The sequence below is a fragment of the Shewanella sp. 1311 genome, from assembly GCF_059338235.1.
In genome coordinates this window covers 5038608-5053180 of sequence record NZ_CM181686.1, presented here as the reverse complement: position 1 = coordinate 5053180, position 14573 = coordinate 5038608, and the positions used below count along the sequence as shown (strand labels likewise).

Sequence of the window (14573 nt, the reverse complement as noted above, 5' to 3'; positions counted from 1 at the left end):
AATTGCCCAGCACTCGGCACTCTACAGCGCATACAATCAGCACACAGCTTAAAACAAGTTCGTCTTTGCGCCAGGGTCGACAACACAACTGTCCCCACATAAATTCTTTCGATAAGTTTCATTGTTAGACTATACTGTTCATACGTAAGGGCTATCCATTTAGCACCACCAGTGTCAATATGTAGTAATGAAAACTTCATCGTATCTATTAAAAGCTGGCGTCGATTACCCTACAAATTGGGACGAATTTGTTGATTGGTTTCATGATGAACAATCTTGCACCAGCTACCTTTATGCACTTCGTTGGCCAAACGGATTCATTTGTCCAAGCTGTTCGAGCCATCAATCACCTTATCAGTTAAGTAATGGCAAGTTAAAATGTCATGCTTGCCGTTCTCAATGTTCAGTAACATCAAGTACACTTTTTGACAAAACAAGAACCCCCATGAAAAGTTGGTTTGCAGCTGTTTGGTTTTTTACAAATCAAAAGAATGGGGTCAGCGCTCTTGGAGTCCAAAGGCTATTAGGTCTTGGGAGTTATCAAACAGCTTGGTCTTTAATGCACAAGTTAAGATATGCCATGGTTGATCCTGAAAGAGATAAACTGTCCGGCATCGTAGAAGTTGACGAAACATTAATAGGTGGTGTCATTCCAAAATCATCTATTAAAAATCAACAGGGTAAACGTAAAGCTGTAGTTTTGGTGGCTGTTGAGCTGCTATCACCCTCTGGATTTGGGCGAATACGTTTAAGGCAAGTAGAAAGTGCAACTAAAGAACATATCCATCAATTCATTCAAGATGTAATAGAACCTGATAGCACAATTTGTAGTGATGGTTCTCAAGCATACAAACAAATAGACAAAAAAGGATATAAGCATAATCGGATAGTGCATTTAGGTTCATCTGTACCTGCACATGAAACAATGGCTGGGGTACATCGAGTCTCATCATTATGTAAAAGATGGCTTTTAGGTACGTATCAAGGCGCGGTAAAGGCTAAGCAACTTGATTATTATTTAGACGAGTTTACATTTCGCTTCAACAGAAGAAATTCAGATTCACGGGGATTATTATTCTACAGGTTGCTTGAACAAGCTGTGCGCTCTAAGCCAATAACGTACCAATCAATTAAAAATCGATAACCACAATATATAGTGGTTGGTTGTGCTAAGTGGATAGCCCTTTCATACGTACAGCATACTGTGATTTATTATGATGATCCTAGGCCGCTTCGCCAAACATACCCAATATCGGCTCTCGCTATTTAGCTCCTTGATTGCCGCAGGATTTCCGTCACCAGCCCAAGACTATGTAGAACAAACATTAGATCTCAATGAGTTATGCATCAAGCATCCCGCCGCCACGTTTTTTGTCAAAGTCCAAGGGGATTCGATGATCGAAGCGGGGATTTTCTCCGGTGATATTTTGGTGGTAGATCGCTCATTACAGCCGGCCCACGGGGATACCGTTGTCGCAGCAGTCAACGGCGAGTTTACTGTAAAGCAATTACAGCTGCGCCCTGTGGTGCAATTACTGCCACGTAATGCCTTATTCTCCCCGATTGCCATCAATGATGAGTCTGAGTTAAACATCTTTGGGGTGGTGACCAACGTGGTGAAAAAGCTCAAATGACGCCCTCACTATTCGCCCTCGTCGATTGCAATAATTTTTATGCATCCTGTGAGCGGATGTTTAGGCCAGATTTAGCTGGCAGGCCGATTGTAGTGTTATCCAATAACGATGGCTGCGTCGTCGCCCGCTCGGCAGAGGCAAAACAACTTGGCATCAAAATGGCGGTGCCTGTGTATCAAATCGCAAACCAACTCCGCCAGCATCACGTTGCGGTATTCTCCTCCAACTATGCACTCTATGCCGACATATCAAATAGAGTCATGACCACCTTAGAGCAAATGGTACCGAAAGTAGAAGTGTATAGTATTGATGAAGCGTTTTTAGACCTTTCTCGTCTCGATAAATGCATTGATATTCATCAGCTTGCCTTAGATATTTATCAACGGATACCGCAGTGGATTGGGATCAGTGTTTGCGTCGGCATTGGACCGACAAAAACCCTCGCTAAACTGGCAAACCATGCCGCGAAACGTTATCCCGCGACGCGGGGCGTGGTTGACTTGCGCGACCGTGAACGCCAACGACGACTGATGGCGCTTATCCCTGTCGACGAAGTCTGGGGAATAGGCCGTAGGCTTACAAAACGCTTGAACATCATGGGTATAAATACCGCGTTGCAATTGGCGGATGCGCATCCCAAGCTTATCCGCGACACCTTTTCTGTCACCGTCGAGCGCACGGTACGCGAACTTAACGGCATTGCCTGTGATGACATACAAGAGGTCGCCGCCACTAAGCAACAAATTATCAGCTCCCGATCCTTTGGCAGCCGTATTGATAATTTAGAAGCGATGCAACAGGCAATCAATGAATACACTTTTAGGGCCTGTGAAAAACTGCGCTCCGAGCGCCAGTACGCTAAAGCGATGTCAGTATTTGTGCGTACTAGCCCTTTTAGCGATGCAACTCCCCAGTACAGCAAATCACTGTCGGGCAGTTTAGTTCGCCCCAGCAATGATACGCGTGATTTTGTCACCCTTGGCCAAAGCCTACTGCAACGCATTTGGCGTGAAGGTCATGCCTATGCAAAGGCCGGTGTCATGTTAGGGGATTTTTTTGGTGCTGGCGTGTTTCAGCTTGGATTATTCGATGACGTCACGCCTAGGCCTAAAAGCAAAGAGTTGATGCAATTACTCGATAAAGTGAACCACAGCGGTCATGGAAAAATATGGTTTGCAGGACAAGGTATTGACCCGACTTGGGGAATGAAGCGTGAGCAGCTTTCCCCTCGTTACACCACCCAATGGGCACAATTGCCCATAGTGAAATAATCAACAAATCCAATGGCTAAATGGCCGCCTGCGAATTACAGACCCCACCTAACTCTAAACTAACTCTAAAATCCATACAGCACTAAAACCCATCTAGATCTAAAAAATATATAGCGCTAAGCCCCGTCGGGCGTTAACGCTAAAGCGGTATTAACATATACCAAGCTTTGTCTCATTTCGCCTTAACACTCCTCATCGCTGAGATCTTCAAAGTACCAGTAACCTAGATTCACCCACTCGGTAAATTGCGTGAGTAAGTCAGCATGGGCTAACCAAGGGGCTAAGGCAGCTTTATCCAACTGATTACTATCACATAGTAATGGGATCACTGCGGCCAATTCGGCTGAAAGCTGATACTTATCACCATTAATATAGACAACGCCCTGTGCCACATTAATATCAAAATACAAACAGCGCAGCCCGCCGAGGCGAATAAGCGGCTGCTCATCGAGCCAAGCGAGCACTTCGTCTTGCGTGATGTCCAATGGCTCATCGGGTAAATCTAAGGCGCATTTTGACTGAGTTAAATAGCGGCCCGAAAACTCGCTCACCAGTTCATCGGTCAACATATTAGTCAGTTGGGTGCGTAACCGCGCTAAATCGCCATTATCGACACAGCCACTGCGGGTGGTCAGCTCGCGGTCTGGATCTGAAATCTGCTGTGCGCCTAAATCCTGCTCAGACAAATGATCGGCCAAAGTACTTATCATATCTTTAGCGGAAGCTGTGCGATAACCCACTGAAAAACTTAACGACTGTTCTAAGGTTATGCCGTCATGGGGGAATCCAGGGGGAATATAAAGGATGTCGCCAGGAAACAACTCAGTATCGATAATCGGGTCAAAAGCTTCGGTGTGCAGCAAAGCGGGATGGGCGGCAAACTCTTTGTGCGGCCCCAGATCGCCCACACGCCAACGGCGACGTCCTGAACCTTGGCAAATAAACACATCATACAGATCGATATGCGGCCCCACGCCACCGCCTGGCGTCGCGAAGCTCACCATCACATCATCTAAACGCCAGCGCGGAATAAAATCGAAGCATTGGATCAAGGCTTCCGCATCGGGCACCCAGTTATTCAAGGCTTGGACTATTAAAGTCCAATCCCGTTCTCCGAGATGATCGTAGGAATCGAAGGGGCCAAATTCCGCCTGCCATTTGCCAGCTTGTTGGTACACCCGCCGAGATTCCACCAGCTCATCCATGGCTAAGCCCGCTAATTCTTCGGGCGAGACTAAATCTTGAAAATGCTTGAATCCTTGGCGGATCACCAAAGGTTTTTTCTGCCAATATTCTGCTAAAAATTGCGCGGGCGTTAAGCCGTTAATATCGAGTTGCATGGGTTGCTCACAAACCAAACTGTTATTCATAGCGGCAAATGCTAACAGGAAGCGAAACGCAGAAAGCTCGACCGGATCAACAAAGCATTAAGTCTTTTATCATCATCAATGTAATAGTGAATTTACTAACGTATTGAATTACAATCGGCTTATCTAAAAGCATTTTGCAACAAACGACGCTAATGCTGACACATCATTTATTGAGTCCATGTAAGATCTATGCCTACATCAGCTGCTAACACTTTGGTCGTGCTCGACTTCGAAACCACGGGGCTGTCGCCCAATCAAGGGGATCGCGCGATTGAAATCGGAGCTGTGCTGATTGAAAACGGCGTGATCACCCAAAGATTTTCTGAGTTAATGAACCCAGGATTTAGAATAAGTCGCTTTATTGAAGACTACACTGGGATCAGCAATCAAATGCTCAGGGACGCGGCGCCCTGCAATGAAGTGATGGCGCGTTTTGCAGCCTTTATTGCCGATCACAACTTAGTCGCCCACAATGCGGCGTTCGATCAGCGCTTTTTAGATGCGGAGTTTGCCCAAATTCGCCATCGTTATCTTGGACAATTTGGCTGTTCCTTGCTGGTGGCGAGACGTTTGTATCAAGCGGCACCCAATCATCAGTTAGGGACTTTAGTGCGCTATAAACAGTTGCCGACCGATGGCACCTTTCACCGCGCCTTAGCCGATGCCGAAATGACCGGCCATTTGTGGCTGGCTATGCTGGCAGACCTTCAACAAGAGTTTGGACTCTGCTCACCGACCTTTGAGTTACTGCAAAAATTAGCGAAGAAAACCAAAGCTGATGTGCCGAAATTTTTACGCCAATACGCCGTCAAGTGATATCCAAAAGCAAAAGCCGATAAATCCAAGGATTATCGGCGTTGTTTCAATCGGTAAATTAAGTGACCAACGAGTCGCCAACAAATAGCAGTATGATAGAGCTACAAACGCCTAGCGATAACGGCCATCTATAACGGCTTAAGTGGCGCGCTATCAATGCCGCAGGAGCTGCGAACCACTAAGGTTGTCGGAATAAGCTGCGCACTCACCTCTTGTCCGCGGATAAGTTTGAGTACACTGTCGACTAAGATCTCACCGGCTAATTGGGTGTTCTGCTTAATGGTCGTTAATGGCGGATTAGCAAAACTCGCCACCGGAATATCGTCATATCCCACAACGGCCACTTGCTCAGGGACTGAAATGCCCTTTTCTTTCAGCGCCCGAATCGCGCCAATGGCGATCAAATCGCTGGCCGCAAATATCGCATCAAACTTAGCGCCTTGGGCAATCAACATCATAGCGGCATCGTAGCCGGAACTTTCGGTGCTGATGGCCGACACTTGCTTAGTGCGATCCACGGGAATATTCGCCGTTTGCAGCGCCTTCACATGGCCTAAATATCTGTCCCTAAACTCTGGGCTGTGGCTCGAAGCATCGCCTAAAAAGGCAAAAGCGTTGCGGCCAAGGGAAATCAAATGCTCTGTCGCAATCAAGCCGCCTTGATGATTATCACAGCCAATCGACAACACAGACTTATTGTTATGCTCGGCGCCCCAAATCACAAAATGGGTATTCTGCGCTAATAGTCGCTCCAGCTTTTGCTCGTAATCCATATAGTCGCCATAACCGAGCAGAATAATGCCATCGGCTTTATTGCTGTCTTCATAATCGGCATGCCAATCGCTGGATAATTGCTGAAAAGAAACGAGTAAATCATAACCCTGCTGCGCAGTTGCTCGGGTAATTGAGCCCAGCATAGACAGGAAAAAGGGATTGATTAACGAGTCATCATTGGTGGGGTCTTCACACAATAACAGCGCTAAGGTATGGCTATTTTGGGTACGAAGATTACTGGCGTTTTTATCAACCTTGTAATTCAGCTCTTTAGCAATGGCTTGAATACGTTGACGGGTCTCTAAATTGACTAACGGACTGTTTCTAAGGGCACGGGAAACCGTAGACTGGGATACGCCAGCACGATAAGCAATATCAATCGAGGTCGCTTTCGATGCCATGGAGAGGAGGTAACCTTAGTGATTATTTTGCGTCGATACTAAAACAGTTCCGCTAACTTGTATAGACGAATGCATTAACATCCGTCTTACACTTGGATTTTCTGCTTAAATGCCAAGCTGATCGAGCAAATCATCGGCGTCATTATCAATGGCACGAGTCGCAATGGCTGGTTTGTCGGCCATCTTCACCCAAGGCGAAACATTCGACGTTGAGTCCTTATTACTGCCTATCGTACTGTGCTGTTCTAACAGGCTGTCGGGGTCGAATTCTTCATCGTAAACAAATTCATCTAAACGAATGAACTCAGTTTTATCCATGGCAAATTCGAGGTAGAAAATATGATTGTTTTCAGTTCTAAACGACACTCTACGGGCGACCGCATCATCTAAGTTAGCATCGATTGAAATAGTTAACTCTTTATTAATCGTCAACATTTTTGGCTGACTTTGGCTGATTGACGTTTGCAATTCTTTTGAAATTTTATTAATAAAATCCCCTAAGATTTGGTTCATCAACTCACCCATCACGTTACTCACTTCATCTGACGTATGCGAAAACGCCAACTCAGATTCAGGCATACCCATGTTCAGCATGTAGCGACGGTAGATTTCAATCGCCGCCGAAGATGAAAAGTTAATGACGACTAGGCCCGAAAAACCACCATCAAAAATCGAGAAACAACCGAGATCGGGTTTTAGACGCGTGCGCGCGATACTTTGTACCATACCCGCGTGGGTAACATTACTAGCACTGGTGCTAGAGAGTACGTGGGCGACTGAGTGACATAACTTCAGTAAAATATCATCCGACGTTACGATAGTATTTGTGGTCATAATCGATTCTCAAACTGAATAATGCATTAATCTTGCGCGTAAAAGCGTAAAAAATCAAAATTAAAACAATTGATTAGCCTAATTTAGCAAGGCCGTAAAGTTAACATAACGCTAACTTATTGATATTTAATAGGTCAGATAAAACCTGCAACGTGCAACGACTTAAAAAACTGCATAACTTAATAAAAACATGCCCCATAATGCAACAGATTAAAATTCCCTATCATCATTTCCTGCTTTAGATCAAAGAAACTCATATTTTATAACGGCTTTTGCTGAATTTATGTCACAGATGATTCAATTGAGATTGATTCGCAGGTATATTGAGCCACAATAATAAGCCCCTAAGGAACCCCAATGATCACGTTTTTGCGCCGATTTACTATCTTGCAACGCTTAATGATGATGCTCCTTATGGCCGCGATAGGGACTGTGTGTTTTGCCAGTTTTTCAATTAAGGAGCAGTACAGCAATTTAATTGAGCAGAAATGGCTACAAATAGATGGTCAACTCGCAAGCATGTTAAGCGTGATAGATGTACATCGTCAGGATGCGCTCAAAGGTAAATACAGCGAAGAAGACGCCAAGAAAGCTGCCGCTGAGTTAATCAATCAGACTCGCTATTCTGGCTCAGGCTATTTCATTGTTATTGACGATAATAATCAAATCCTCGCCCACGGTGACAATGCAAGTCTTGTTGGCACCTCAGCATTAACGTTTAAATTACCCAATGGCACTAATCCATTGGCCACTATGCTGCCATTGGCGCGGGCTAAATCTAAAACCACCCTCGAATACCCTATAGCCGATCCTATGACTCGCGCTATCGAAGATAAGCTCGCCGAAGCCCGTTACTACCCGCAATGGGGCTGGACAGTGATAACAGGCGCCTATCTCAGTGATGTGAAAGCGAGTTTAAAGTCAGTTATTATCGATTACCTGATTATCATGTTTTTGATTTCAGTGCCGATTTTTGCTTTCTTCCTTGTGCTTAATCATTCCATCACCTCGCCATTGAATGATGCCATTGATGCCCTTGAAGATATTGCCCAAGGCGAAGGCGACTTAAGTCAGCGGATTAATGCCCAAGGTAAAGATGAAATTGCCCACCTTGCCCGCGCCTTTAATATGTTTGCGCAAAAAATTGGCGACATGGTCGGCCACTTACAGCCTTTAGGCCAAGCATTAGACACTGACGCCAAACAACTCTTAATTGCAGTTGAAGAGTCCAATCAAAGTGCTGAGCATATCCACAGAGAAACGGGTAGTGTTGCCACCGCAGTCAATCAAATGCTCTCGACCACCCATGAAATGGCGAGCAACACCCAGCAAGCGGCCGATGCGGCGAACAGCGTAAAAGAACAAGCGCAGCAAAGCCAAGTCGTGATCGACAACACGGTCAGCAACACGGAAAAGCTGGTGGCAGAATTAAAAGCCTCTGAAGTTATCACCCAAAAGCTGGGCGTCGCCTCACAGCAAATCGGTAGCATTCTCGATGTGATCCGCAGCATTGCTGAGCAGACAAACTTACTCGCCCTTAACGCCGCCATTGAAGCTGCGCGAGCGGGGACCCATGGCCGCGGTTTTGCTGTAGTTGCCGATGAAGTCCGCGCCCTCGCCACTCGCACCCAAGACTCGACCAATGAGATCCAAAAAATCATTAGCGAGATCCAATCTGGTGTCGGCTCAGTGATGAAAAGCAACAATCAAACTCAGCTGCAATCCGATGAGCTGCAAGCCCAAGCCCACGAAGCGGGTAAAGCCATGGCAGCGATTCTGCAATTAATTGCCCATATCAGTGATATGAATACCCAATTAGCCAGCGCCACCGAAGAGCAATCATTAGTGACCGAAGAGATTAATCGAAATATTTGTAATATTTCGGAATTAACGGAAGTCTCAGTCAAAGCTAACGAGAGCAACAATCATGCGGCTCAGTCACTGCAAGACATTAGCCAAGACATGTCACGCACCTTAGGCCAGTTTAAAATCTAACTAAAGTGTATGAGAACTGCATGACTTGTCGACTGGGGCGCCATAGGGCGCCCTTTTCTTTGGGTAAACCTTCTGGTAACGCTTGTTAACCGCTAGCTCACCAACAATGAATTTCAACGAAAAAATCCCATTAACCACAAATTCTCTGTCACGCTAACGTTTGATATGCGGTATGCTTTAGCCTTAAAAATCCAACCGAGACACTGCCATGCGAATGACCTTAGCCGTTCACCCTGAACAGTACACAATTCATAGCTTTAGCCCGAATGCCGTATTGCCCAGTGAGGTTTTTGCACAGGACATGTATTTCATTGGTAAAACCCAAGAAGGTTTATCTTTAGTCATTTCCAGTGAGATAGAACTCGACAGCCTAGAGCAAGAACCGGGCTGGTGTTGTTTTGAAGTGCTCGGCCCACTCGGATTCTCGATGACAGGCATTTTATCTAAGGTGTCTGGCACCTTAGCGGACGAACAAATCAGTATTTTTGCGATTTCCACCTTTGATACCGATTACATCCTCGTGAAAAATAATCGCCTCAAAAGTGCCATCGCCGCCTTGAAAAAACAGGGCTACCACATCATAGAATCGAAAGACGAAGTGTAATACCCCTTTAAATATGAGCTCATCCACTATGTACGAAAAATCTGTCACCATTACCGCCAAACATGGGATTCACACCCGCCCTGCAGCTTTACTGGTTAAAGAAGCCAAAACCTTTGACTGCGATGTCATGGTCGAATGTAATGGTAAGCAAGCCAGCGCTAAAAGTCTGTTTAAGCTACAAACTTTAGGGCTATATTCTGGCGTTACGGTAAGAGTGTTTGCCGAAGGTGAACAGGCGCAAGCCGCAGTTGAGAAAGTCTCCGAACTGCTGATCACGCTAAGCTAGCTAGGCCTTTGTCCTATTTACGAGTGTATTGATTAGCGCACCAATATCTAAGACTGCATATATAACTTACCGACGAGGGATAAGTTGAAACGGATTCTGTTCGTGCCAATAGTTTACATGCCAACGCTTTACAAACTCAACGCCACTCAACTAGACTCGCTAGCGCTAACGGGCACTCAGTTCAGTGGTTAATTTAGGAAGGGATATGTCAATAACGGGGATTATAGTGTCATCGGGAATTGCCTTTGGTCAGGCACTTCACCTTATTCACACCGAACACCACCTCGATTATCGTCCTATTCCCCTGTCGAAAATTCCCCAACAACAGGGCAAGTTTGCCAAAGCCTTGCAAGAGCTGCAGGCACAATTAACCCACAGCAAAGCTGCGCTCGATAGCGATTCAGAAAATTATCAGCTGATCGAAGCCGACCTGTTGTTATTGGAAGACGATGAATTAATCGAGCAAGTGAACGATGCGATTCGTACCTTACAACTGTCGGCAAGTGTGGCGGTTGAACGCATATTTGCCCATCAAGCCAACGAGCTGCAATCCCTAGATGATCCCTATTTAGCTAATCGAGCCCAAGATGTACGCTGTTTAGGCCAACGCGTTGTCGCCGCGATCAATGGCCATTTAAACCAAGGGCTCGACAAACTCGATAAGCCCACCATCTTGTTGGCGCAAGATTTAACCCCCGCCGAATTTGCCTTACTGCCGAGGGAAAACCTCTGCGGTATTGTGCTCAAAACTGGCGGTTTAACCAGTCATACGGCGATTTTAGCCCGAGCTGCCGGCATTCCAGCCATCTTAAGTTGTCAGTTTGATGCCGATTCGATCCCCAACGGCACGCCCTTAGTACTCGATGCGCTCAATGGTGAGCTTTGCGTTAATCCTAATCCTGATCAACAGGCAAGACTTACCGTCACCTTTCACCACGAACAGGCAAGACGGGCGGCGCTGCAAACCTATAAGGATGGACCCGCACAAACCCAAGATGGCCATGTTGTGGGGCTTATGGCTAACGTCGGCAATCTCAACGACATCACCCATGTCAGCGATGTTGGCGCCGATGGTATAGGTTTATTTCGCACCGAATTTATGCTGATGAACGTCAGCACCCTGCCCGATGAGAAAGCCCAATACAGCTTATATTGCGATGCATTGCACGCTCTGGGCGGTAAGACCTTTACCATCCGCACCTTAGATATCGGTGCCGACAAAGAACTGCCTTGCCTGTGCCAAGAAATTGAAGATAATCCCGCCTTAGGGCTACGCGGTATTCGCTATACCTTGGCACACCCCGACTTATTTAAAACCCAATTGAGGGCTATTTTGCGCGCCGCAAACCACGGCCCAATCCGCTTGATGTTCCCTATGGTTAATCAAGTCGAAGAATTGGATGAAGTGTTTGCACTGATTGCCCAGTGCCAAGATGCCTTGGAAGAAGAAGAGAAAGGCTACGGTGAACTCAGCTACGGTATCGTTGTCGAAACCCCCGCAGCGGTATTTAACCTCAATGCTATGCTGCCACGACTCGACTTTGTCAGCATTGGCACCAATGATTTAACCCAATATGCAATGGCAGCCGATAGGACCAATCCGCAGCTTACCCGCGACTATCCGTCCCTTTCGCCTGCCATTTTAGCGTTAATTAACATGACAATAGTCCAAGCAAAAGCGGCCAATGTGAAAGTGTCGCTGTGCGGCGAACTGGCCAGTTCACCACAAATTGCACCGCTGTTAATCGGCATGGGGCTGGACGAACTCAGTGTTAACTTAAGCTCACTGTTAGAAGTCAAAGCTGCCATTTGCCAAGGCAACATCCAACAATTTTCGGCGCTGGCGCACACTGCATTACAACAAGATAGAATTGCAGGTCTACAGCAGTGTATAACAAGCTATAAATAGAGACATTTATTCGTTATGCTGCATTACAGAACAAAAACAATGACAAAAACAAGCAAAAGAGGCTCTAGATTATGGGATTTTTAAGCCGAATAAGGCGCTTGGTATCGGGTCAGACTCAGTTAGCTGGCGGTATCATGGTATATGCCCCCGTTTCCGGCGATATCGTCGCTATTGAAAAAGTCCCCGATGTGGTTTTTGCTGAGAAGATTGTCGGTGATGGCATTGCCATCGCCCCCAAAGGCGAATTAATTCTTGCGCCTATCGACGGCACCATCGGAAAAATTTTTGAGACAAATCATGCCTTCAGCATTGAGTCTCCCCAAGGTTTAGAATTATTTGTGCACTTTGGCGTCGGCACAGTCGAGCTGAGGGGCAAAGGTTTTAAACGTTTAGCCCAAGAAGGCCAAGAAGTGAAAGTTGGCGATCCGATTTTATCCTTCGATATTGATTATCTTAAAGACCAAGTCGACAGCCTACTCACCCCTGTCGTGCTGGCAAACATGGAAGACGTCAAATACCTAGACAAGGCCCAAGGCAGTGTCACCGCAGGTAAAGACGTGATCTTTACGGTACAGCTCTAATTTAACATGCATCGTTTATCGGTTGTGTTTTGAATAATAAAAGGCTGGCTCACAATCATGAGCCAGCCTTTTACGTTTTTGGAAACCGAGCCTAAAACGGTATTTGCATTCGCCAAGCTGTAGCAGTCTCGATACACAGCACTTAGAATAATCCATTTCGGTCGTTTTCACGCTCAGCCATCACGTTAGCTGCAACGAGCTGATACATAGCTCTAGTGCACTAATCCGCTTTAAACATGGCAAAATCGGGTCGCGGTAGTCTATCTAAAATTCTGTACAGATAAATCACTAATACCGAGAGTGCGGCGCCGGTCAAAAACAGCCACTGACCGCCAAAATGATCCAATATAATACCGCCGCCAAGGGGCGCGAGCGCAAAGCCTAAGTCATAGAATGAGGCGGCCCCAAAGTAAGCACCCCGAAGATGATCAGGGGCTAAGCGGTCGATATGCACATTCATAGTGGGGAACAAAATCGTCTCGGCGACGCTCATCACCACAATTGCGCCTATCCAGCCCCAAAAAAGATCCAGCGGATTAAATGCCAGCCAGATCTGTGAGCAGATAAGTAACAGCAATCCGATTTGAATCCGTTTGACAAGCGGAAAACGGGCCATGAGTTTCAATAGCAAAAATTGGGTTGAGATAATCACCATAGCATTAGTGAAAATCATGCCAGAGATTAACGTCAGTAAATCAGGCGCACCAGCGCGAGTGAGATATTGGATCAACGAACTGTCCATTTGAGCATAAATGAACATACATAAAATATTGGCGAAAATTAAACATTGCAGCAGTTTATCTTGCAATAGAACGGCGATAATTTGCTTACGGCTCACGACAGCCGCTTTTTTCGTGCTCGTCTCAGTATCACTCGATAAGCCATTCACGCCACGATTAACACCATCACTTGTTATGTCATTTACACAGTCATTTACACAGCCACTTGCACCATCACTTTCAGTGCCACTCGTAGTGTCACTTAAATTGTCATTCGATGAGGCGACAGCCGCCAAAGCAACATCCTGACGGGTTTGATGTTTAAATCCCCAATATAACAAGGCTAACAACACGGCAAAGGCCACTGCGGTAAGGTAAAAACTGGACTGCTTGCCCGTAAGACCAAGCCATACCCCAAGCATAGGGCCAACGGCGCAGCCGACGTTGACGATGAAATACAGCGACTGCATCGCCAATTCACGCGTCTTAGGATCGGCAATGATGTCGCCAATAGCCGCCGATGTTAGCGGTCGCCACAGTGAAGTGGCCATAGAGCACAGGGTCATCACAACCACATACCCCTCGACAGAATTGGCTTCAGCCAACAACGAAAACGAGATGATATAGAGGATGCCCGTCAGGTACATCAGCTTATGACGACCTATTCTGTCGGACAATGAGCTACCAACAAAGCTCGTAAATACCGAAATAATCGCGGCGCTGGACAAGACCATGCCGACCTCAGTGGCACTTAGCGCGAATTTCTCATATAAAATAACGGCCAAAAATGGCCATACCATGTAATAACTGCCACGGGTGATAAAAGACCCAAACAAAAATATCCACATCAAGCGCGGAAATTGCTTAAATCGCTGCCAAGAAACATCGCTGTGCATTTTAATCCTTTAAAAGTCGCGCTAGAGTCAACGCCAGATATCAATCTGATTTTAATAAGAAAACAATATATAACAGACAGTTTTGGTTAAACAAGTGTTAACGATTTTATCTGTGGCGTATTAAATATAAATACCGAGTGTCTGATGCTAAACGCATAGAGCTTACCTCGACTTATGGGTTTTGGTTGAAATCCTTAGCTCAGGCTCAGGTCGCTAAAAAGTGAACAACCTTGTGAGCTGAAAGTGCTGAAGGATGAAAGTGCATAAAGGTGAGAGTGTGGTGAGACAATAGGCATGATTAGTCATAGTAATGATGATGAAAAATATTAAAAAAAGATACTTAACAATTGCTTAAAGCAAAAAAGAAAGCGGCACCTAACGATGGTGAATAATGTAAACGCGGAATGGAAAAGCGATGTAGAGATCATTTCTTCGACAGCCAAAACACATAACGTTCTAGGCCGATAATATTCTAGGTAGATG

General features: G+C 45.9%; 13 protein-coding genes. 9 read left to right on the top strand and 4 right to left on the bottom strand.

The window, feature by feature from the left end:
• The first annotated feature begins 187 nt into the window (after nt 1-187).
• The 3 genes from AC5YB3_RS22185 (at nt 188) to umuC (ending at nt 2905) form a co-directional block, all read left to right on the top strand.
• Entirely contained in the window at nt 188-1144 is a 957-nt protein-coding gene (locus tag AC5YB3_RS22185) for an IS1595-like element ISSod11 family transposase (RefSeq protein WP_494525734.1), read from the top strand.
• Nucleotides 1145-1214: 70 nt separating this feature from the next.
• Nucleotides 1215-1634, top strand: a complete 420-nt coding sequence (gene umuD / locus AC5YB3_RS22180) for a translesion error-prone DNA polymerase V autoproteolytic subunit (protein ID WP_006081811.1) — start codon at nt 1215-1217, stop codon at nt 1632-1634.
• Complete coding sequence (gene umuC / locus AC5YB3_RS22175; RefSeq protein WP_259573800.1) at nt 1631-2905, top strand: translesion error-prone DNA polymerase V subunit UmuC; 1275 nt, start codon at nt 1631-1633, stop codon at nt 2903-2905. Before umuD ends, umuC begins: the two co-directional genes overlap by 4 nt.
• Nucleotides 2906-3087: 182 nt before the next feature.
• On the opposite strand, the gene AC5YB3_RS22170 is transcribed toward umuC, so the two are convergent.
• On the bottom strand, nt 3088-4245 hold the full coding sequence (locus tag AC5YB3_RS22170) for a ribosomal protein uL16 3-hydroxylase (protein ID WP_494527204.1): 1158 nt from the start codon (nt 4243-4245) through the stop codon (nt 3088-3090).
• A gap of 219 nt (nt 4246-4464) precedes the next feature.
• Between AC5YB3_RS22170 and AC5YB3_RS22165 the strand changes: the two genes are divergently transcribed.
• Nucleotides 4465-5091 carry a 3'-5' exonuclease gene (locus tag AC5YB3_RS22165; protein WP_494526185.1) on the top strand — a complete coding sequence of 209 codons (627 nt, stop codon included), beginning with the start codon at nt 4465-4467 and terminating at the stop codon, nt 5089-5091.
• Nucleotides 5092-5219: 128 nt separating this feature from the next.
• Here the strand turns inward: AC5YB3_RS22165 and AC5YB3_RS22160 are convergent, their stop codons facing one another.
• The gene (locus AC5YB3_RS22160; protein ID WP_012587550.1) at nt 5220-6266 is read right to left on the bottom strand and encodes a LacI family DNA-binding transcriptional regulator; all 1047 of its coding nucleotides are present in this window, start codon (nt 6264-6266) and stop codon (nt 5220-5222) included.
• 105 nt (nt 6267-6371) lie between these two features.
• Complete coding sequence (locus tag AC5YB3_RS22155) at nt 6372-7100, bottom strand: DUF3334 family protein (RefSeq protein WP_011846921.1); 729 nt, start codon at nt 7098-7100, stop codon at nt 6372-6374.
• 357 nt (nt 7101-7457) lie between these two features.
• Here AC5YB3_RS22155 and AC5YB3_RS22150 point away from each other — a divergent pair, with 357 nt between their 5' ends.
• The 5 genes from AC5YB3_RS22150 (at nt 7458) to crr (ending at nt 12475) form a co-directional block, all read left to right on the top strand.
• A complete protein-coding gene (locus AC5YB3_RS22150; protein ID WP_259579386.1) occupies nt 7458-9095 on the top strand; it encodes a methyl-accepting chemotaxis protein in 1638 nt (545 codons plus the stop codon).
• 208 nt (nt 9096-9303) lie between these two features.
• Nucleotides 9304-9699 carry an ACT domain-containing protein gene (locus tag AC5YB3_RS22145; RefSeq protein WP_259573802.1) on the top strand — a complete coding sequence of 132 codons (396 nt, stop codon included), beginning with the start codon at nt 9304-9306 and terminating at the stop codon, nt 9697-9699.
• 28 nt (nt 9700-9727) lie between these two features.
• Nucleotides 9728-9985 (top strand): HPr family phosphocarrier protein, encoded by a 258-nt coding sequence (locus AC5YB3_RS22140; RefSeq protein WP_006081819.1) that lies wholly within the window; start codon nt 9728-9730, stop codon nt 9983-9985.
• A 205-nt stretch (nt 9986-10190) separates the two neighbouring features.
• Nucleotides 10191-11894: a phosphoenolpyruvate--protein phosphotransferase gene (gene ptsP, locus AC5YB3_RS22135; RefSeq protein ID WP_242326181.1), complete on the top strand. Its 1704-nt coding sequence runs from the start codon at nt 10191-10193 to the stop codon at nt 11892-11894.
• 71 nt (nt 11895-11965) lie between these two features.
• The gene (gene crr / locus AC5YB3_RS22130; protein ID WP_006081821.1) at nt 11966-12475 is read left to right on the top strand and encodes a PTS glucose transporter subunit IIA; all 510 of its coding nucleotides are present in this window, start codon (nt 11966-11968) and stop codon (nt 12473-12475) included.
• A 220-nt stretch (nt 12476-12695) separates the two neighbouring features.
• On the opposite strand, the gene AC5YB3_RS22125 is transcribed toward crr, so the two are convergent.
• On the bottom strand, nt 12696-14090 hold the full coding sequence (locus AC5YB3_RS22125; RefSeq protein WP_494526184.1) for an MFS transporter: 1395 nt from the start codon (nt 14088-14090) through the stop codon (nt 12696-12698).
• Between the last annotated feature and the right edge of the window lie 483 nt (nt 14091-14573).

Coding starts and splice junctions, on each gene's coding strand:
- AC5YB3_RS22140 (WP_006081819.1), top strand. CDS start 9,728: ATGTACGAAAAATCTGTCACCATTACCGCCAAACATGGGATTCACACC.
- AC5YB3_RS22155 (WP_011846921.1), bottom strand. CDS start 7,100: ATGACCACAAATACTATCGTAACGTCGGATGATATTTTACTGAAGTTA.
- AC5YB3_RS22160 (WP_012587550.1), bottom strand. CDS start 6,266: ATGGCATCGAAAGCGACCTCGATTGATATTGCTTATCGTGCTGGCGTA.
- umuD (WP_006081811.1), top strand. CDS start 1,215: ATGATGATCCTAGGCCGCTTCGCCAAACATACCCAATATCGGCTCTCG.
- umuC (WP_259573800.1), top strand. CDS start 1,631: ATGACGCCCTCACTATTCGCCCTCGTCGATTGCAATAATTTTTATGCA.
- crr (WP_006081821.1), top strand. CDS start 11,966: ATGGGATTTTTAAGCCGAATAAGGCGCTTGGTATCGGGTCAGACTCAG.
- AC5YB3_RS22170 (WP_494527204.1), bottom strand. CDS start 4,245: ATGCAACTCGATATTAACGGCTTAACGCCCGCGCAATTTTTAGCAGAA.
- AC5YB3_RS22145 (WP_259573802.1), top strand. CDS start 9,304: ATGCGAATGACCTTAGCCGTTCACCCTGAACAGTACACAATTCATAGC.
- AC5YB3_RS22125 (WP_494526184.1), bottom strand. CDS start 14,090: ATGCACAGCGATGTTTCTTGGCAGCGATTTAAGCAATTTCCGCGCTTG.
- AC5YB3_RS22165 (WP_494526185.1), top strand. CDS start 4,465: ATGCCTACATCAGCTGCTAACACTTTGGTCGTGCTCGACTTCGAAACC.
- AC5YB3_RS22150 (WP_259579386.1), top strand. CDS start 7,458: ATGATCACGTTTTTGCGCCGATTTACTATCTTGCAACGCTTAATGATG.
- AC5YB3_RS22185 (WP_494525734.1), top strand. CDS start 188: ATGAAAACTTCATCGTATCTATTAAAAGCTGGCGTCGATTACCCTACA.
- ptsP (WP_242326181.1), top strand. CDS start 10,191: ATGTCAATAACGGGGATTATAGTGTCATCGGGAATTGCCTTTGGTCAG.